At 52.5% G+C, this 19,081-nt stretch carries 19 protein-coding genes and 4 tRNA genes; 11 read left to right on the top strand and 12 right to left on the bottom strand.

Annotation, left to right across the window (positions count from 1 at the left end):
• Nucleotides 1–24 precede the first annotated feature (24 nt).
• The 5 genes from AB182_RS06380 (at nucleotide 25) to AB182_RS06360 (ending at nucleotide 1,166) form a co-directional block, all read left to right on the top strand.
• Nucleotides 25–100 (top strand) — tRNA-Val (locus tag AB182_RS06380).
• A 44-nt stretch (nucleotides 101–144) separates the two neighbouring features.
• Nucleotides 145–220 (top strand) — tRNA-Val (locus tag AB182_RS06375).
• A 45-nt stretch (nucleotides 221–265) separates the two neighbouring features.
• Nucleotides 266–341, top strand: a tRNA-Val gene (locus AB182_RS06370).
• Nucleotides 342–345: 4 nt separating this feature from the next.
• Nucleotides 346–421: transfer RNA gene (locus tag AB182_RS06365), tRNA-Lys, on the top strand.
• Nucleotides 422–782: 361 nt separating this feature from the next.
• Nucleotides 783–1,166: a FlxA-like family protein gene (locus AB182_RS06360; protein WP_047369366.1), complete on the top strand. Its 384-nt coding sequence runs from the start codon at nucleotides 783–785 to the stop codon at nucleotides 1,164–1,166.
• On the opposite strand, the gene AB182_RS06355 is transcribed toward AB182_RS06360, so the two are convergent.
• Nucleotides 1,157–2,086, bottom strand: coding sequence for a LysR family transcriptional regulator (locus AB182_RS06355; protein ID WP_047369365.1), 930 nt, complete (start codon nucleotides 2,084–2,086; stop codon nucleotides 1,157–1,159). The genes AB182_RS06360 and AB182_RS06355 overlap by 10 nt on opposite strands.
• A gap of 89 nt (nucleotides 2,087–2,175) precedes the next feature.
• Here AB182_RS06355 and AB182_RS06350 point away from each other — a divergent pair, with 89 nt between their 5' ends.
• Nucleotides 2,176–3,165, top strand: coding sequence for a bile acid:sodium symporter family protein (locus AB182_RS06350; protein WP_047369364.1), 990 nt, complete (start codon nucleotides 2,176–2,178; stop codon nucleotides 3,163–3,165).
• Here AB182_RS06350 and AB182_RS06345 read toward each other — a convergent pair.
• The 3 genes from AB182_RS06345 to zipA form a co-directional block, all read right to left on the bottom strand.
• On the bottom strand, nucleotides 3,162–3,377 hold the full coding sequence (locus AB182_RS06345) for a DUF3820 family protein (RefSeq protein WP_047369363.1): 216 nt from the start codon (nucleotides 3,375–3,377) through the stop codon (nucleotides 3,162–3,164). The genes AB182_RS06350 and AB182_RS06345 overlap by 4 nt on opposite strands.
• On the bottom strand, nucleotides 3,378–5,393 hold the full coding sequence (ligA, locus tag AB182_RS06340) for an NAD-dependent DNA ligase LigA (RefSeq protein WP_047369362.1): 2,016 nt from the start codon (nucleotides 5,391–5,393) through the stop codon (nucleotides 3,378–3,380).
• A gap of 72 nt (nucleotides 5,394–5,465) precedes the next feature.
• The gene (gene zipA, locus AB182_RS06335) at nucleotides 5,466–6,461 is read right to left on the bottom strand and encodes a cell division protein ZipA (RefSeq protein ID WP_047369361.1); all 996 of its coding nucleotides are present in this window, start codon (nucleotides 6,459–6,461) and stop codon (nucleotides 5,466–5,468) included.
• A 230-nt stretch (nucleotides 6,462–6,691) separates the two neighbouring features.
• On the opposite strand from zipA, the gene cysZ reads away from it, so the two are divergent.
• From cysZ to crr, 5 genes are all read left to right on the top strand, one after another.
• The gene (cysZ, locus tag AB182_RS06330; protein WP_047369360.1) at nucleotides 6,692–7,453 is read left to right on the top strand and encodes a sulfate transporter CysZ; all 762 of its coding nucleotides are present in this window, start codon (nucleotides 6,692–6,694) and stop codon (nucleotides 7,451–7,453) included.
• Nucleotides 7,454–7,594: 141 nt separating this feature from the next.
• On the top strand, nucleotides 7,595–8,566 hold the full coding sequence (gene cysK, locus AB182_RS06325) for a cysteine synthase A (RefSeq protein WP_047369359.1): 972 nt from the start codon (nucleotides 7,595–7,597) through the stop codon (nucleotides 8,564–8,566).
• Nucleotides 8,567–8,948: 382 nt separating this feature from the next.
• Nucleotides 8,949–9,206, top strand: coding sequence for a phosphocarrier protein Hpr (gene ptsH, locus AB182_RS06320; protein WP_039079738.1), 258 nt, complete (start codon nucleotides 8,949–8,951; stop codon nucleotides 9,204–9,206).
• 44 nt (nucleotides 9,207–9,250) lie between these two features.
• Nucleotides 9,251–10,978 (top strand): phosphoenolpyruvate-protein phosphotransferase PtsI, encoded by a 1,728-nt coding sequence (gene ptsI / locus AB182_RS06315; protein WP_047369358.1) that lies wholly within the window; start codon nucleotides 9,251–9,253, stop codon nucleotides 10,976–10,978.
• Nucleotides 10,979–11,018: 40 nt separating this feature from the next.
• On the top strand, nucleotides 11,019–11,528 hold the full coding sequence (gene crr / locus AB182_RS06310) for a PTS glucose transporter subunit IIA (protein ID WP_039079736.1): 510 nt from the start codon (nucleotides 11,019–11,021) through the stop codon (nucleotides 11,526–11,528).
• A 48-nt stretch (nucleotides 11,529–11,576) separates the two neighbouring features.
• Here the strand turns inward: crr and pdxK are convergent, their stop codons facing one another.
• The 8 genes from pdxK to AB182_RS06270 form a co-directional block, all read right to left on the bottom strand.
• The gene (pdxK, locus tag AB182_RS06305; protein ID WP_047369357.1) at nucleotides 11,577–12,413 is read right to left on the bottom strand and encodes a pyridoxine/pyridoxal/pyridoxamine kinase; all 837 of its coding nucleotides are present in this window, start codon (nucleotides 12,411–12,413) and stop codon (nucleotides 11,577–11,579) included.
• Nucleotide 12,414: 1 nt separating this feature from the next.
• Nucleotides 12,415–13,329 (bottom strand): cysteine synthase CysM, encoded by a 915-nt coding sequence (gene cysM, locus AB182_RS06300; protein WP_047369356.1) that lies wholly within the window; start codon nucleotides 13,327–13,329, stop codon nucleotides 12,415–12,417.
• 200 nt (nucleotides 13,330–13,529) lie between these two features.
• Nucleotides 13,530–14,624 carry a sulfate/thiosulfate ABC transporter ATP-binding protein CysA gene (cysA, locus tag AB182_RS06295; RefSeq protein ID WP_047369355.1) on the bottom strand — a complete coding sequence of 365 codons (1,095 nt, stop codon included), beginning with the start codon at nucleotides 14,622–14,624 and terminating at the stop codon, nucleotides 13,530–13,532.
• Nucleotides 14,614–15,489: a sulfate/thiosulfate ABC transporter permease CysW gene (gene cysW, locus AB182_RS06290; RefSeq protein WP_047369354.1), complete on the bottom strand. Its 876-nt coding sequence runs from the start codon at nucleotides 15,487–15,489 to the stop codon at nucleotides 14,614–14,616. The genes cysA and cysW overlap by 11 nt, the downstream gene beginning before the upstream one ends.
• On the bottom strand, nucleotides 15,489–16,322 hold the full coding sequence (gene cysT / locus AB182_RS06285) for a sulfate/thiosulfate ABC transporter permease CysT (RefSeq protein WP_047369353.1): 834 nt from the start codon (nucleotides 16,320–16,322) through the stop codon (nucleotides 15,489–15,491). Before cysT ends, cysW begins: the two co-directional genes overlap by 1 nt.
• Nucleotides 16,322–17,338, bottom strand: a complete 1,017-nt coding sequence (locus AB182_RS06280; RefSeq protein ID WP_047369352.1) for a sulfate ABC transporter substrate-binding protein — start codon at nucleotides 17,336–17,338, stop codon at nucleotides 16,322–16,324. The genes cysT and AB182_RS06280 overlap by 1 nt, the downstream gene beginning before the upstream one ends.
• Before the next feature lie 171 nt (nucleotides 17,339–17,509).
• Nucleotides 17,510–18,409, bottom strand: coding sequence for a Dyp-type peroxidase (locus AB182_RS06275; protein ID WP_047369351.1), 900 nt, complete (start codon nucleotides 18,407–18,409; stop codon nucleotides 17,510–17,512).
• A 92-nt stretch (nucleotides 18,410–18,501) separates the two neighbouring features.
• Nucleotides 18,502–19,077: an RpoE-regulated lipoprotein gene (locus AB182_RS06270; protein WP_047369350.1), complete on the bottom strand. Its 576-nt coding sequence runs from the start codon at nucleotides 19,075–19,077 to the stop codon at nucleotides 18,502–18,504.
• Nucleotides 19,078–19,081: the final 4 nt, after the last annotated feature.

The following is a 19,081-nucleotide window of genomic DNA, read 5'->3' as shown; positions in this document are numbered from 1 at the left end:
CTATAATGCGACTCCACACAGCGGGGGTGATTAGCTCAGCTGGGAGAGCACCTCCCTTACAAGGAGGGGGTCGGCGGTTCGATCCCGTCATCACCCACCACTACTTAGGTAGTCTCCGCCGTGTAATGTAAGAAATTGAGAAGTGGGTGATTAGCTCAGCTGGGAGAGCACCTCCCTTACAAGGAGGGGGTCGGCGGTTCGATCCCGTCATCACCCACCACTTTCTCGCCAGCTGGATTTCTTACAACAAATGAAGTACCGAAGTGGGTGATTAGCTCAGCTGGGAGAGCACCTCCCTTACAAGGAGGGGGTCGGCGGTTCGATCCCGTCATCACCCACCACTTCGGGTCGTTAGCTCAGTTGGTAGAGCAGTTGACTTTTAATCAATTGGTCGCAGGTTCGAATCCTGCACGACCCACCAATGTAAAAAAGCGCCCTAAAGGCGCTTTTTTGCTATCTGCGATATAAAAGATTCAACCCTACGCTACCGCATTCTTTTCTTTCCGTTCCGCTGGGCAGGAAGAATAAGCAAATCGTTAAATCCGCGCACCTGGCTCGACAATAACCCCGTAAAAACAACAGAAAAGCAGTCAATAAAACTGACTTATCCCATACAATAAAAGCAATAAAATTATTAAATTCTCTGCAGGCAGGACTGACAAGGTTTTCCATAATTTATGCTCAATGTGAAGATATAATGTCTTGAGCGCGGCACGGATCCGCCTATTCCAGCGGTACTTTTTCACCATTAATGGTGTTTTGGGCAAGAAGAGGAGAGAAACATGACAACAATTCAGGCAACCACATCGACGGTGATTTCCAGCAGCATCAGCGGTGGTAACAGCAGCACCAGTAGCACTGGCAGCTCGTCTTCCTCGGGCAGCGATATCGCTTCGCAAATCAGTAACATCACCCAGCAAATCTCTAAATTGACTCAGCAATTGAAAGATCTTGCGACATCGGGCAGTGCCGATACCGACAGTCAGAAACAAAGGGAACTGCTACAGGCTGAGATCAAGCAGCTACAGGCACAATTGGCCCAGCTGCAGTACAAACAGGCAGAGGAAGCGCAGAAAAAAGCTGATGAAAAACAGACCCAGTCCACTGCTAAAGCAGAAGGTGTGAACACCCCTTCTGACAGCAACCAGATCGATATTTACATCTGATTAAACAGCGGATCTTCTTCGCGGGCCTGGGTCAAACACCGGGCCTGTTCACGCACCACATCCCATAAAGCCTGCGCGGCGCCTGAAAGAGAGCGATTTTTTCGCTGCACCAGCATGATCTTCCGCTGAATCTCTGGTTTTAAGCGTTTCACACACAATTGGCTCCCCTGTGGCAACGGTAACGCCAGTGCGGGCATAATGCTGATGCCAATCCCCGCCTCCACCATTGGAAACAGTGTGGCCGGGTGCCCTATCTCCTGAACGATAGTGGCCGTAATACCAAATTGTGCCAGAGCGGCATCAATTAATGGGCGGCTGCCAGAAGCGTAGTCCTGAACTACGAGACGTGAATCTTGCAGTGCAGACCAGGGTATATTTTGCAAAGTCGCCCAGGCGTGATCCTGACGACAAAGCAAAAAGAATGGCTCTTCAAGGATCTCTTCGCACTGCAAATCACTCACCGGACCGGGATCGATAACGATGCCAAAGTCAACTTCACCATGGCGGATGCTCTCCAGTACCCACTGTTGGGGTCGATCATGCAGCATAAAATCGATCTCGGGATAGAGACGATTACTCTGCGCAATACATTGCGGGATCAAATGTGCCGAAATCGTCTGACTTGCCGCAACGCGCACGGTGCCGGACAATTGCTGACCCACGCGTCCTGCGTCACGCAATGTGTTATTCAGTTCATCAAGTAATCTTTCTAGTCTGGCTGCGAGCTGCTGCCCGGCTTCTGTCAACACCACTTCGCGGGTAGTACGATCGAGTAAGCGGACACCTGTCTGCAGCTCCAGCTCTTTCACACTGTGGCTTACCGCCGATTGGCTCAACCCTATGATATCCCCCGCCCGACTAAAACTCCTGGCGTGCGCGACCGTGACAAAAACACGAAGTTGACGTAATGAATAATTCATCTAATAAATTCATATATGGATGCAATAAATCAATTTTATTTCTCAAAACAAAAAACGCAAACTGTTGGCACCGAATTTCTGGAGCGCTTATGAAACTTTTTCGTGTCCTTGACCCTTTTACACTGACGCTGGTGTGCACCGTTCTGCTGGCCACGTTCTTCCCGGCCCGTGGCGGCTTTGTTCCCTTTTTTGAGGGGCTGACTACCGCAGCCATAGCGTTACTGTTTTTTATGCATGGCGCGAAACTGTCTCGTGAAGCGATCATCGCCGGGGGTAGCCATTGGCGACTGCACCTGTGGGTGATGTGCAGCACGTTCATTTTATTTCCCGCCTTAGGGGTACTCTTTGTCTGGTGGTCCCCCGTCAATGTGAGCCAGGAACTCTACACCGGTTTCCTTTATCTGTGCATTCTGCCGGCAACCGTGCAATCGGCCATTGCGTTTACCTCGCTTGCTGGGGGAAATGTCGCAGCCGCGGTCTGTTCCGCCTCTGCCTCCAGCCTGTTAGGCATTTTCCTCTCCCCGCTGCTGGTTGGTCTGTTAATGAATCTGCATGGGGCTGAAGGGAGCCTGGAACAGGTTGGCAAAATTATGTTGCAACTGTTGCTGCCCTTTGTCCTTGGGCATCTGTCGCGTCGTTGGACGGGTGCATGGGTAGCACGTAATAAGAAGTGGATTTCGAAAACCGACCAGACATCCATTCTGCTGGTGGTCTATTCCGCGTTTAGCGAAGCTGTTGTTAATGGGATCTGGCACAAGGTAGGCGTAGGTTCACTGCTGTTTATCGTGGTGTTTAGCATTGTTCTGTTGGCGATTGTTATCGCTATTAATATCTTCGCGGCCCGCAAACTCGGGTTTAATAAAGCGGACGAAATTACCATCGTGTTCTGCGGCTCCAAGAAAAGTCTGGCCAACGGTATCCCGATGGCCAACATTCTGTTCCCGACATCAGTGATTGGGATGATGGTGCTGCCGCTGATGATTTTCCATCAGATCCAACTGATGGTCTGTGCGGTGCTGGCACGCCGCTACAAACGCCAGACAGAAAAACTGCAGGCGCAGGAAACGGCTAAAGCCTAACGGCGTTTCAGGGGCTGCACCAGATGCGTCAGCCCCTCCGTTTTAATCAGCAAAGCCAGCTGCATAAGTTCGCCCAGATGCCCGGCAGGAAACGAATCCTTACGGGCAAACCACAGCAGGTACTCCTCGGGTAAATCAATCAGCTTACGTCCCTGATACTTCCCGAATGGCATCTCTGTGTTCGCAATCTCAATGAACTGTTCTTTTTCCATTTATACACCCAGCAGTCGTAACATTTCCGCTTCATCAATCACCGCAATGCCCAACTCCTGCGCTTTCGCCAGTTTAGAACCTGCGGCTTCACCGGCGATAACCAGATCCGTCTTTTTCGATACGCTGCCCGCCACTTTCGCGCCAAGCTCCACCAGCCGGGCTTTGGCATCATCGCGGGACATCTGACTGAGACTACCGGTCAGCACCACGGTTTTACCAGCAAACGGGCTATCTATCTCTTCGGCGTTGATGACGACCGGCGCAGGCCAGCGGACCCCCTCTGCCAGCAATTGACCGATCACATCGCGATTGCTCTCTTCGGCAAAAAAGTTAAAGACATGCGCCGCGACAACTTTGCCTACATCGGGTACTTTTTGCAGCTCCTCAATAGAAGCCGCCTCCAGCGCCTCCAGCGTACCGAAATACGCCGCAAGCCCTGCCGCTGTGGCTTCACCAACTTCACGGATGCCCAGCGCGTACAGGAAGCGGGCAAAGGTGGTCTCTTTTGCGTTTTCTAACGCTGTTACCACGTTTTGCGCTGATTTTGGTCCCATACGATCCAGGCCGGTTAGCTTACCTGCCGTCAGACGGAAAAGATCGGCAGGAGTATGGACATACTCTTTCTCTACCAGTTGGTCGATTATCTTATCGCCCATTCCATCAACATCCATCGCCCGGCGGGAGACAAAATGTTTCAGCGCTTCTTTGCGTTGTGCCCCGCAAATCAAGCCCCCCGTGCAACGAGTAACCGCTTCGCCTTCCACGCGCTCTACATCCGAGCCACACACAGGACAGTGAGTTGGAAATTCAATTTCCCTGGTGCCCTCCGGACGCTCAGACTCCACCACATTGACCACCTGGGGAATCACATCACCCGCGCGACGAATCACAACTTTGTCGCCAATGCGCAGACCAAGACGGGCGATTTCATCTGCATTGTGCAACGTGGCATTACTCACCAGCACACCGGCGACATGTACCGGCTCCAGCCGTGCCACTGGCGTAATCGCCCCCGTGCGCCCTACCTGAAATTCGACATCACGAACAAACGTCATCTGCTCCTGAGCCGGGAATTTGAACGCCACGGCCCAACGCGGCGCGCGAGCAACGAAACCAAGCTGTTCCTGGAGCGCCAGTGAATTGACCTTAATGACCACGCCATCAATATCAAAGCCCAGCGTAGGGCGGTCCTCTTCAACCTTGTGATAAAAAGCCAGCACCGCCTCTGGCGAGTCACACAGTGTCACCCTGTCGCTTACCGGTAACCCCCAATCTTTAAAGCGCAGCAAGCGTCCAAGATGCGTATCCGGTAGCTCACCTCCTTCAAGTACGCCCACACCGTAACAAAAGAAAGTAAGTGGTCGCTTCGCCGTTATACGCGGGTCAAGCTGGCGCAGGGAGCCAGCGGCCGCATTACGTGGGTTAGCAAATACTTTGCCGCCGGTGCGACGCGCTTCTTCGTTAATTTTTTCAAACCCGGCCTGAGGCAAGAAAACCTCGCCACGCACTTCCACACGCGCCGGTATATTGTCGCCATGAAGTTTCAACGGAATGGCACGGATCGTACGTACGTTGGTGGTAATGTCCTCACCGGTCGTGCCATCGCCTCGCGTTGCGGCACGCACCAGGACGCCGTTTTCATAGAGGATACTGACAGCCAGCCCGTCAAGTTTCAGCTCGCAACAGTAGATGAGTGCATCGGTACTTTTCAGTCGATCCTGAACGCGTTTGTTGAAAGCAATAAAACTCTGCTCATCAAAGACGTTATCAAGCGACAACATCGGGATTTCATGGCGCACCTGGCTAAATGAGGCCAGCGGCGCGGCCCCAACACGCTGTGTGGGCGAATCCGGCGTGATGAGTTCAGGATGCTGCGCTTCAAGTTCGCGCAGTTCACGCAACAGCCTGTCATATTCCGCATCCGGGATCTCAGGCGTATCCATGACATGATAAAGATATTCGTGATGGCGAAGAGTGGTTCGTAGTTCGGTGAGTTGTTGTTCGATTGATTCCATGTCGCACCATCAATGATAAAAAACCCCCGACGGGCGGGGGTTCTGGGAGAATTAACGAGGTAACCGCAGCCGTTACGCGTTTGCGTCCCGGACTTCACGAATTCTGTCCTGATACTCACGCAGCTTCTGCGGGGTCATCATGCGACGCTGGTCATCGAGCACTACACCGCCAACTTCATCGGCGATGTACTGCGCGGCTTGCAGCATCAGTTTAAAGTTTTGCAGCTCGTCGCCGTAGGATGGCACTTGCATAAACATAGTGATACCAGGCGTGGTTATCTCACTCATGCGCTCTGGATCAAATGTTCCTGGGTTCACCATATTGGCCAGGCTGAACAGCGTAGGTCCGCTGCCGTCAGGGCTGAGATGGCGATGGAAAATGCTCATGTCACCAAATTTAAAGCCAACCTGCTGAATGCTGTTGAGCAATAGCTCGCCTTGCAACACGCTTCCCTGATGCGCCGCGACGTTCATAATAATGACCGTCTCTTTCCGCTGCGGTTTTTCCACAACCGGGGCTTCTTCACTATGCTCGGGTTCAGGCTCAGGCTGTGCGACAGGCTCGTGATGCGACGGTGCTGCTGATGTAAACACGGGTTGCTGAGGCTGTGTATGCGCCGGTGCTCCATGCTGAGTAAACTCGCGCTCACGCGGCTCCTGAACAGGCTGCGTCGGTTCTACCTGCGGTGCTCGCTGTACTGGCTGAGCAGGCTGTTGCACATGACGCTCTTCATGCTGGGCAGGGGCGGTTGCACGAGGCTGCGCCGACGCGTATGGAGGTTGATACTGATGCTGTGGTTGTTGACGCGGAGCCTCAGGTTCGCTTCCCGTTTTCGGCGGCGCGTTTACCCGATGAACGCGGACTTCGCCCACGCTGTCGTCATCTTCTTCGACATCCTCGTCGTAAGCGTCATCGTCGTCATCACGTCGCGACTTCATACGTTTTAACGGTCGATCGCGGAACATTGAGGAACGTTCTTTACGACTGGTCCAGAAACCGTGAACCAGTAAAGCGATTATGGCGATCGCGCCAACAATGATTAATATCAGACGCAAGTCCTGCATCATTATATTCTCTGTTGTTCTAACACCTTGCCAACACGGCAAACATTTACTCACTAAGAGTATTTGCCGATTACGTCAAGTGCAAGTGTACACATGCCTTTCACAGCATAAAGATGAACGAAATTGTGCTTTTTGCTGTTTTTTCGAACATTTCCGAACGGGTTTTTTCACCTGCGAACAGATAATATAGGTTTTTGCTTTTCTGGCTGTAATAAAAGGAGTATTGCCCGGCTATGGTTTCCTCTTCCCCAACCTCATCACGCAGCGGCGTTTTTTATTTTTCTCAAGGCTGGAAGCTCATCACGCTGCCGGGTATTCGCCGTTTCGTGATTTTACCGCTTCTGGTCAATATCATATTGATGGGGGGCGCGTTTGCCTGGTTATTTACCCGCCTTGATAGCTGGATCCCCGCGCTCATGAGCCATGTACCTGGTTGGCTACAATGGCTAAGTTATTTACTTTGGCCCATTGCGGTGATTTCAATCTTACTGGTGTTTAGCTATTTCTTCTCCACGATTGCCAACTGGATTGCCGCGCCGTTCAATGGCCTGCTCGCCGAACAGCTTGAGGCTCGCTTAACCGGCGCGACGCCACCGGATGCTGGCGTGACCGCCATCATTAAAGATATCCCGCGCATTATGAAGCGTGAATGGCAAAAGCTTGCCTGGTATCTGCCGCGCGCGATCGTTTTACTGTTGCTCTATTTCATTCCGGGTATCGGTCAGACCGTCGCGCCTGTGTTGTGGTTTTTGTTCAGCGCCTGGATGCTGGCCATCCAGTACTGCGATTACCCGTTTGATAACCACAAGGTGCCGTTCAAAGAGATGCGTGTCGCGTTGCGGACACGTAAGGTCACGAATATGCAGTTTGGCGCACTTACCAGCCTGTTCACTCTGATTCCCGTGTTGAATCTGGTTGTAATGCCCGTCGCCGTCTGCGGCGCAACGGCAATGTGGGTCGACTGTTATCGCGAAAAGAATGCCGCATGGCGCTAAAGGAATTATTCCGGTTCTTATTCCATACTGGATACCATTATTTCGGCTCAGCATATAGATATGCGAATTCCTTACTTCCCCGGGGACAGTAAGTGGGTATGCTGGGGTGGTTCCCAAATTTCATACAGTTAAGGACAGGCCATGAGTAAGATTTTTGAAGATAACTCGCTGACTATCGGTCACACGCCGCTGGTTCGACTGAACCGCATCGGTAATGGACGCATCCTGGCAAAGGTAGAATCCCGTAACCCGAGCTTCAGCGTTAAATGCCGTATCGGTGCCAATATGATTTGGGATGCCGAAAAACGCGGCGTGCTGAAACCGGGTATTGAACTGGTTGAACCGACCAGTGGTAACACCGGTATCGCACTGGCATATGTTGCTGCAGCGCGCGGTTACAAACTGACCCTGACGATGCCGGAAACGATGAGCATCGAACGCCGTAAGCTGCTTAAAGCGCTGGGTGCGAATCTGGTGCTGACCGAAGGCGCGAAAGGCATGAAAGGCGCTATTCAGAAAGCAGAAGAAATCGTCGCCAGCGATCCGTCTAAATACCTGCTGCTGCAGCAGTTCAGCAACCCGGCTAACCCGGAAATTCATGAAAAAACCACCGGCCCGGAAATCTGGGAAGATACCGACGGTCAGGTGGATGTATTTATCTCTGGCGTGGGCACCGGCGGTACGCTGACAGGCGTGTCTCGCTATATTAAAGGCACAAAAGGCAAATCAGACCTGATCACCGTCGCGGTTGAGCCGTCCGACTCCCCGGTTATCTCCCAGGCGCTGGCGGGTGAAGAACTGAAACCGGGTCCGCACAAAATCCAGGGGATTGGCGCAGGCTTCATTCCGGGTAACCTCGATTTAAAACTGATCGATAAAGTGGTGAAAATCACCAACGATGAAGCGATCAGTACCGCACGCCGTCTGATGGAAGAAGAAGGTATTCTTGCGGGTATTTCTTCCGGTGCTGCCGTCGCTGCTGCACTGAAATTACAGGAAGACGAAACCTTTACTAACAAGAATATTGTGGTTATCCTGCCGTCCTCTGGTGAGCGTTATTTGAGCACCGCGTTGTTTGCCGATCTGTTCACTGAAAAAGAACTGCAACAGTGATGCCAGAATGTTAAAACAGCGCAAAAAAGCACCTGAGAAGGTGCTTTTTTGTGGAGCACATCAAAGTTTCACCCCTCCTGGCATTGATTAGACTCCTCGGGTCTGGTATTTAACCATCACATTTATTTTGATGCGCGAAATTAATCGGTTTCCGATTTCACGAAGCTGAATCGATTTTATGATTTGGTTCAATTCTCGCTTTCGCTGCATAATGTTTAATGACGTGCGAAACGTCAAAGGCCAGAAGCGCCAGCACCGGATCGTGTTTTCCACGCTTCTGAGTCGTATACCGTAACGCCGGCGCTAACGATACAGGCTAAAGTCCAGCCGCCAGGCTAGACTTTAGTTCCACAACACTAAACCTATAAGTTGGGGAAATACAATGTTCCAGCAAGAAGTTACCATTACCGCTCCGAACGGTCTGCACACCCGCCCTGCTGCTCAGTTTGTTAAAGAAGCAAAAGGCTTCACTTCTGAGATCACTGTGACTTCCAATGGCAAAAGCGCCAGCGCAAAAAGCCTGTTCAAACTGCAAACTCTGGGCCTGACTCAGGGTACCGTTGTGACGTTAACCGCAGAAGGCGAAGACGAACAAAAAGCAGTTGAACATCTGGTTAAACTGATGGCAGAGCTCGAGTAATTTTCCGGGTTCTTTTAAAAATCAGTCACAAGTAAGGTAGGGTTATGATTTCAGGCATTTTAGCATCCCCGGGTATCGCTTTTGGCAAAGCACTTCTGCTGAAAGAAGACGAGATCGTCATTGACCGGAAAAAAATTTCTGCCGATAAGGTTGACCAGGAAGTTGAACGTTTCCTGAGCGGTCGTGCCAAGGCATCAGCGCAGCTTGAAGCGATCAAAACGAAAGCTGGCGAAACTTTCGGTGAAGAAAAAGAAGCCATCTTCGAAGGCCACATTATGTTGCTCGAAGATGAGGAGCTGGAGCAGGAAATCATAGCCCTGATTAAAGATAAGCACATGACTGCCGACGCGGCGGCTCATGAAGTTATCGAAGGTCAGGCGACTGCCCTTGAAGAGCTGGACGATGAATACCTGAAAGAACGTGCGGCTGACGTACGTGATATCGGTAAACGTCTGCTGCGCAATATTCTTTGCATGCCTATCATCGACCTGAGTGCCATTCAGGACGAAGTGATTCTGGTTGCTGCTGACCTGACCCCGTCAGAAACCGCACAGTTGAACCTGAACAAGGTCCTCGGTTTCATTACTGACATGGGCGGTCGTACTTCCCACACCTCTATCATGGCGCGTTCTCTGGAACTGCCTGCGATTGTGGGTACCGGCAGCGTCACCGCTCAGGTAAAAAACGACGACTATCTGATTCTCGATGCGGTTAATAACAAAGTGTATGTTAACCCGACAGAAGAAGAAATTGAGACGCTGCGCAGTACGCAGGCTCAGGTAGCCGAAGAGAAAGCCGAACTGGCTAAACTGAAAGACCTGCCAGCCATCACGCTGGACGGCCACCAGGTAGAAGTCTGTGCCAACATCGGTACCGTGCGCGACGTCGCAGGCGCTGAGCGTAACGGCGCGGAAGGTGTTGGTCTCTACCGTACCGAATTCCTGTTCATGGACCGCGAGTCTCTGCCGACTGAAGAAGAACAGTTTGCTGCATACAAAGCGGTGGCGGAAGCCTGTGGTTCTCAGGCCGTAATCGTGCGTACCATGGACATTGGCGGCGACAAAGAGCTGCCATATATGAATTTCCCGAAAGAAGAAAACCCGTTCCTGGGCTGGCGTGCAGTGCGTATCGCCATGGATCGCAAAGAGATCCTGCGCGACCAGGTACGTGCGATTCTGCGTGCTTCCGCTTTCGGTAAACTGCGCATCATGTTCCCGATGATCATCTCTGTTGAAGAAGTGCGCGCACTGAAAAAAGAGATCGAAATCTACAAACAGGAACTGCGTGACGAAGGCAAAGCCTTTGACGAAACAATCGAAGTTGGCGTGATGGTCGAAACCCCTGCCGCCGCCACTATTGCTCGTCATTTAGCCAAAGAAGTTGATTTCTTTAGTATCGGTACCAATGATTTAACGCAGTACACTCTGGCAGTTGACCGTGGTAATGATATGATTTCACATCTTTACCAGCCGATGTCGCCGTCTGTACTGACTCTCATCAAGCAAGTTATTGATGCATCTCATGCAGAAGGTAAGTGGACCGGTATGTGTGGTGAGCTTGCAGGCGACGAACGTGCTACACTTCTGTTGCTGGGGATGGGTCTGGATGAATTCAGTATGAGTGCCATTTCTATCCCGCGCATTAAGAAGATTATTCGCAATACTAACTTCGAAGATGCGAAGGTTTTAGCAGAGCAGGCTCTTGCCCAACCGACAACGGACGAGTTAATGACGCTGGTTAACAAGTTCATTGAAGAAAAAACAATCTGCTAATCCACGAGATGCGGCCCAAATTACTGCTTAGGAGAAGATCATGGGTTTGTTCGATAAACTGAAATCTTTGGTTTCTGATGATAAAAAAGACACTGGAACCATTGAGATTGTTGCTCCGCTTTCCGGCGAAATCGTCAACATTGAAGATGTTCCGGATGTTGTATTCGCTGAGAAAATCGTTGGTGATGGCATCGCTATTAAACCAACTGGCAACAAAATGGTAGCGCCTGTTGACGGTACTATCGGCAAAATCTTTGAAACCAACCATGCCTTCTCTATCGAATCCGATAGCGGCATTGAGCTGTTCGTTCACTTCGGTATCGACACCGTTGAACTGAAAGGCGAAGGTTTCAAACGTATCGCAGAAGAAGGTCAGCGCGTCAAAGTCGGCGACCCGGTTATTGAATTCGATCTGCCGTTGCTGGAAGAGAAAGCCAAGTCTACCCTGACGCCGGTTGTTATCTCCAACATGGACGAAATCAAAGAACTGATCAAACTGACCGGCAGCGTTACCGTTGGTGAAACCCCGGTTATTCGTATTAAGAAGTAATTCTTGATGCATATAAAAATGGCACCCTTGCGGTGCCATTTTTGTTTGTTACGCCGGAAGAATAAGCTCGTCGTAGCCTTTCTCTAGCGTATAGCGCATAACGTCTGTCACGCGCGCGCCTGCCCGATCCACCGCATCCGCCAGAGGTTTTCCCTGGACAATATTGCTGACCAGTTCAGAGCAGAACAGATCCCCGGTTCCTTTTAAATCCGCCGCAATTCGTGGGTGAGCACTTATTTCAACGCTCTCCTTCGTCACCAGAACCACATGAATGCAGTTTTCATCAGAAGGGACCGGCGCGCTGGTAATCGCGACCCACTGTAATGTGTCAGAGAGCAGCCCTTTCGCCGCTTCTACCGCGCTTTGCATGTCACGGCACCGTTTACCGCTCAGAATTTCGAGTTCGAAGACATTCGGCGTAATCCCCTGCGCCAGCGGCAACAAATGGCGGCAATAGGCTTCGGGAATTTCAGGCTTCACGTACATGCCGCTGTCGATGTCGCCGATTACCGGGTCGACAAGCACCGGCAGATGGGGATGCTTTCCTTTTAACGCTTTCAACCACCCCGCGAGAAGCGCAATCTGACTGGCGCTGCCCATATAGCCTGTTGTGACCGCTTTCAGTTCGCGCAAGATATCGCGCTCTTCCAGCGCCTGCAAATAGCCGCTGAACCACTCGTCAGGAATGATGCCACCATAAAAGGTATCGTAATGGGGCGTATTACTAAAAAGCACAGTGGGCACTGCCGTCACACTCAGACGGTGCTGGCGGATATTCGGTACCGCGATACTATTGCCTACGCTGCCGTACACGACTTGCGACTGTACAGCAACGATATCGGTCTGCTGCGCACGGGTTTTGTCCCGAAATAAGATCATTTCCATACTAGATCCCTGCTCCCTGTGAATAGCTTTCTTCGCCAAATACGCCCGTTGAGAGATAACGATCGCCACGATCGCAAATGATAGCAACAACAACCGCGCCCGGATTTGCTTTCGCAATGCGCAGTGCGCCAGCAACCGCGCCACCCGAACTCACACCACAGAAAATACCCTCCTGTACCGCCAGTGCACGCATGGTATTCTCGGCATCACGCTGATGGATATCCAGTACTTCATCCACCAGCGAAGCATTGAAAATACCCGGCATATACTCCGCAGGCCAGCGACGAATGCCCGGAATGCTGCTTCCCTCTTCCGGCTGTAAACCCACAATAGCGACGGCTTTTTCTTGCTCGCGCAAAAAACGTGATACGCCAGTGATAGTCCCGGTCGTCCCCATACTGGAGACAAAATGGGTGATTCGTCCCGCCGTTTGTTGCCAGATTTCTGGCCCGGTGGTCGTATAGTGTGCGTAGGGATTGTCGGGATTATTAAACTGATCCAGCAGCTTGCCTTCACCGCGCTCAGACATAGATAGCGCCAGATCGCGCGCGCCTTCCATGCCCTGCTCTTTGGTGACCAGAATCAGTTCTGCGCCATAGGCGCGCATCGCAGCGCGACGCTCCTGACTCATGTTGTCCGGCATCAGCAGCTTCATGCGATAGCCTTTCAGCGCGGCAATCATTGCCAGAGCAATACCGGTGTTGCCACTGGTCGCTTCGATCAGGACATCGCCCGGTTTGATTTCGCCGCGCTTTTCCGCCTGCACAATCATAGATAACGCGGCTCTGTCTTTTACCGAGCCCGCCGGATTGTTCCCTTCCAGCTTGACCCAGATCTCGCTACCGTTATCAGGCCCAAGACGTTGCAGTCTGACCAGCGGCGTGTTGCCGATAGTTTGCTCTAATGTATTGTTCACTCACCCTGTCCAATAAAAAAGCCCGGTCGCGCATTCGCTTACCGGGCCTACAGGTCTGTGCGTTCTGATGCACTCCCTCATCCCTCTTCGACAAAACGAGGGCGCAAATACTATAAACAGCCCGAGGGTTGTTTTGCATTTACCGTGTAGGCCGGGTAAGCGCAGCGCCACCCGGCAACAATTTCAGATGCAATAACCTATCAGGCAGATTCTGCGAGAGCAAGCTCCTCGCGGTTTTCGATCCGCTCATTACCCGAGTAAAGGCGCGCATTCTGCAAACCGACAAACAGGCGTTCGCCGCGTTCTGGCGCGTCATTTCCGGTCAGTACCACGTTCAAAGGCTCGTCATGCCAGCCCAGCGGCTGTACCACCAGTTGGGTGTAATGACCTTTAGGGGTAGCTTCCAGCACCTGTACCGGCAGCGGGGAATCCAGGCTGGTACGGCGGCTGATGTCGACCTCCCACGGGCGCAGAAACAGATCGACCTCTCCCTGATGCGCGGGCGTGTAACCCAGCGGCCAGCGGTGCGCCCCCACATGAAATTGACCACCGCTGATGGTGCCTTTCAGACGGTTAACTTCGCCCATAAATTCCAGCACGAAGCGGGTAGCCGGCTCGCGCCACACCTGATTAGGTGCATCGGCCTGTTCAATATTTCCCTGGCTCATCACCACCACGCGATCCGCGACTTCCATCGCCTCTTCCTGATCGTGGGTCACAAAGACGCTGGTAAATTTCAGCTCTTCATGGAGCTGACGCAGCCAGCGACGGAGCTCTTTACGCACCTGCGCATCCAGAGCGCCAAAAGGCTCATCAAGCAGCAGAATCTGCGGCTCTACCGCCAGCGCACGCGCTAACGCAACGCGCTGTTTCTGCCCGCCGGAAAGCTGGGCCGGAAAACGATCTGCCAGATGGGCCAACTGGACCATTTCAAGCAGTCGGGTGACTTTCGCTTTGATGGTTGCGGAATCAGGACGCTCACGCCTCGGCAGCACGGTCAAACCGAAAGCGATATTGTCGAACACAGTCATATGGCGGAACAGCGCATAATGCTGGAAAACAAACCCCACTTTGCGCTCGCGCGCATGAATGCGACTCACATCCGTACCGTGAAAACGAATACGACCGCTGGTTTGATGCTCAAGACCAGCGATAATGCGCAGCAGCGTGGTTTTCCCGGAGCCCGACGGCCCCAGCAGCGCGACCATTTGACCCGAAGGGATATCCAGCGAGATATCATTCAGCACCTGGGTGCGACCAAACGACTTCTTAATATTGGCAATCTCAATGCTCATGATTTCCCTCCTGCCGCGCGCGTTTTTCTTGATTGTTCAAACGCCATTGCAGCGCACTCTTTAAAAACAAGGTCAAAATAGCCATCAGTGTCAGCAGGGCGGCTGCGGTAAATGATCCCACCGCATTGTAATCCTGCTCGAGTAATTCAATTTGCAACGGCAGTGTGAGCGTCTCACCGCGAATGGAGCCTGACACGACGGATACCGCGCCAAACTCACCGATAGCGCGAGCATTAGTCAGTACCACACCATAGAGCAGCGCCCAGCGGATGTTTGGCAGTGTCACACGCTTAAACATCTGCCAGCCTGAGGCGCCCAGCAGGACTGCGGCTTCATCTTCCTGGCTGCCCTGGCTCAGCATGACAGGCACCAGCTCACGCACCACAAACGGACAGGTCACGAAGATAGTCACCAGCACCATGCCCGGCCAGGCAAACATAATTTGCAGGTTATGCGCATCGAGCCACGGACCCAGCGGACCATTGGAGCCATAAAAGAGCAGATAAACAAGACCCGCCACCACAGGGGACACTGCGAACGGAATATCGAGCAGCGTGAGCAGCAACTGGCGACCCGGAAAATCAAAGCGCGTCACCAGCCAGGCCAGTAACGTACCGAACACCAGGTTCACCGGAACCGATATTAACGCAACCAGCACCGTCAGCCAGATGGCGTGTAGCATGTCTGGATCGGTGAGATTCTGTAATACCGGCAGCAACCCTTTGCTAAAGGCCTGCACAAAAATGTAGACCATCGGCACTACAAGAATGAATGCGGAGACCACAATTCCTGTGCCAATCAGAAACCATTTCCCCCAGTTAATTCGGGAGCTGTCATAGCGTTTCAATTCAGTAACTTCCGCCATTAGTGACCTACCACACGTCGACCAAAACGACTTTGCAGCGTATTGATAGAAAACAGCAACAATAGCGAGGCCGCCAGAATCACTGACGCAATCGCACTGGCCGCCGGGTAATCAAACTCCTGCAGACGCACAAAAATCATCAGCGAGGTCACTTCGGTTTTCCACGCAATGTTCCCGGCGATAAAAATCACCGCGCCAAATTCGCCAAGGCTACGGGTAAAAGAGAGCGCCACGCCCGCCAATAGCGCAGGGGAAAGTTCTGGCAACACGACCTTGCTAAAACTCTGCCAACGGGTTGCCCCGAGCGTCTCAGCCGCCTCTTCGTACTCCGGACCAAGCTCTTCCAGAACAGGTTGAACGGTACGCACCACAAACGGGATGCTGGTGAAGGCCATCGCCACCGCGATACCGAGCCAGGTATAGGTCACTTTGATATCGAACTTTGCCAGCCATTCGCCGTAAAAACCGTTGACCGAAAACAGCGACGCCAGCGTCAGGCCCGCAACGGCCGTGGGCAATGCAAACGGTAAATCCATCAGCGCATCCAGCAGCGTACGTCCCGGAAAGCGATAACGGGTCAAAATCCAGGCCATCAGCAGGCCAAACACGCCGTTGAAAAGCGATGCTACTAATGCAGAGAGCAACGTCACTTTGTACGCGGCGACAACCTGTGGGTTACTGACAACATCCCAGTACTGCGACCAACTCATTTGCGCCAGTTGCATCACCAGCGCACTTAACGGCAACAGCAAAATCAGGCAGACGAACAGCAGGCTGGTCCCGAGACTTAAGGTAAAACCGGGCAGCACACGTCTGGAGGAGACTGCAAACATTACTTACGCCCCGCCGCCAACAATTTGTCTAACTCACCGCCGCTGGCGAAATGTGTTTTCATCACATCAGGCCAACTGCCGAATTTATCTTCCACACGGAACAGCTCAGTCTGCGGGAATTTATCTTTCAGTTTGTCCATTACCTGCGGGTTATTCACGCGGTAGTAAAAGTCAGTGATGATGGTCTGTGCCTGCGGGCTATAGAGGTAGTTGAGGTAGGCTTTTGCTGCCTTCTCAGTGCCATTCGCCTCGACGTTTTTGTCGACCCACGCCACCGGGAATTCCGCCAGAATGTTGGTCTTCGGAATCACCACTTCAAAGCCCTGATCTTCATATTGCTTACGGATGTTGTTCACTTCCGATTCAAAGCTTATCAGCACATCACCCAGACCACGTTCCGCAAAGGTCGTAGTCGCACCACGACCCCCGGTATCAAATACTTCGACGTTTTTCAGGAACTGGGTCATGAACTGTTCGGTTTTTGCTTTATCACCGCCGTCCGCCTTGTCCGCCGCGCCCCATGCGCCTAAATAGGTATAACGAGCATTACCGGAGGTTTTCGGGTTCGGGAAAATCAGCTTCACGTCCGGGCGTACCAGATCGCTCCAGTCGTGGATATTCTTCGGATTGCCCTTACGCACCAGGAAACCCATGGTGGAATAAAACGGTGAACTGTTATTCGGCAAACGGCTCTGCCAGTCAGCCGGGATCAGGTTGCCTTTGTCATGCAGGATCTGCACGTCAGTCACCTGGTTGTAGGTCACGACGTCCGCTTTCAGGCCCTGTAAAATCGCCAGCGCCTGCTTAGAGGAGCCTGCGTGAGATTGTTTAATCGTCAGCGTGTCGCCTGCGTTATCTTTGGCCCATTGCTGTTCAAACGGGGTATTGAGGGCGGCAAACAGCTCGCGTGAAACATCATAGGAACTGTTTAACAACTCCGTTGCCTGCGCCTGCGAGACCAGTAAGGCCATCGCTGCCAGCGTCAGATATCCTTTTTTCAGTAAGTTAACGGCCATTGCGCACCCTTATAAGATGATGACGATACAACCATCAGTTTATTTATAACGGGTATGAAACCAGTAACGGTTTTATATACCGTTTGGTGCTTTGGAAGTTGAAAAGGGAATAAGGGGGCGGCCTGTTGCCCTCACCCCAACCCTCTCCCACAGGGAGAGGGCAAAAAGGACTTACAGCGACAACAGGCGGTCTACAGAAGGAGCAAAATAGTAGCCGCCGGTCACCGGTTTGGTGAAACGCAGCATCGCGTCGCGTTTACCGTCAGCGTCGCCAAACATGCTCAGTAACTGCTGTTCAATGTTATATAAACGCGCACAGTAGGCACAGAAATAGAGGCCGTGTGTTCCACTGGCAGTGCCGTACGGCAGGCTCTGACGGACAATTTTCAGACTCTTGCCGTCTTCTTTTAAATCGACGCGGGTCAGGTGTGAAGTGACCGGACGCGCATCACCATCAATCTCTTCGTTTGCCACTTTGGTGCGGCCAATCATCATCTCCTGGTCGCCGACACTCATGCGATTAAGCTGTTTGAGGTTATGTTCCCAGCGCTGCACCAGTACATAGCTGCCGCCAGCATCCACCCCGTCTTTGATGACGGCGACATCGCGACGTATTTCATCACCGGCCGGGTTTTCAGTACCATCGACGAAACCACTCAGGTCGCGGTCTTCAACCCAGCGAAAACCGTGAGTCTCTTCTTTCACTTCAAGGGTGTCGCCAAACGCGGCCAGCGCCGCCTGCGCGACGGAAAAATTGACGTCATGACGCAGAGAAAGGATATGGATAAGGACGTCGAACTGCGTGGCAGGAGCCAGACCTTTACCCAGCGGTGTAAAATTCTTCAGCTCTTGCGCGCCTTCGCCGCCGCTCAGCTCGCGCCAGGTATCATGGCCAAATGCCACCACCGCGCCGAGGGCCGCATCCGGGAATGTTGCCTGCAGCGTAGCCAGTTTGTCGATAAACACCCGACAGCCTTCACGCAGGCCACGCTTATCGCCTGTCACATTCGCTTCAATCCAAATCGCCGCACGGCAATGTTCTGGCAATATGCCGCTCTGAACCTGAGACATCATTCCTCCTGAAAAAAAGATGCCACGCAACCGTGGCATTGATGGGCGTATTGTACCCGTTTTTTGTTCAGGACGCGGCGCGTAGGATCAAATTAGCGACGCCAGATAATTTTGTTCAATTTCCAGCTTTTGAGCGCATCGTCAGACGGCAGTAACCCTTCTGGGCCACGCCAGTCGCCGGTAAACACATAGCTAATATGCGCACTGCCCGGCGCCTTACATTCAACACCTTTGACATCATCACCCGTCGCGGCGACACAATGACCAAATGCTTTATCGTAAAGCCCGCTAAATGCGGTGCCCGTCTTGACCCCGTTAGCCGTTTCAATACTGCTGTCGAGGACATCCACCCGGCTTACGGTGCCGTTTTCTCCATTCACCACCAGCGCAACCTTGTCGTCTTTCAACGCTTCAACGTAACGGACGATTTTGCCTTTCTCCGTTTTCATCCCGCTGCGCAGGTGATAATTACCGTTCAGCGCATCGTTGATCGCCTTTTCATCAAGCGCCGTATTCGCCGCGATCCCCCCAACGCCCTGTTCACTCACCTCGATGGATGAGCCAAACCAGTTCCAGGGCAAGGCTGCAGACCAGTTGACCGAAGAGAGCGTTGAACAACCGGACAATGCCAGTGCCAGCGCGCAGACGCTTATACGCAGGGATTTCATCTTT

It is taken from the genome of Phytobacter ursingii (assembly GCF_001022135.1).
GTDB classification, from domain to species: Bacteria; Pseudomonadota; Gammaproteobacteria; order Enterobacterales; family Enterobacteriaceae; genus Phytobacter; species Phytobacter ursingii.
The sequence above is the reverse complement of the archived record's forward strand: the minus strand, read 5'-3'. Positions and strand labels throughout refer to the sequence as shown.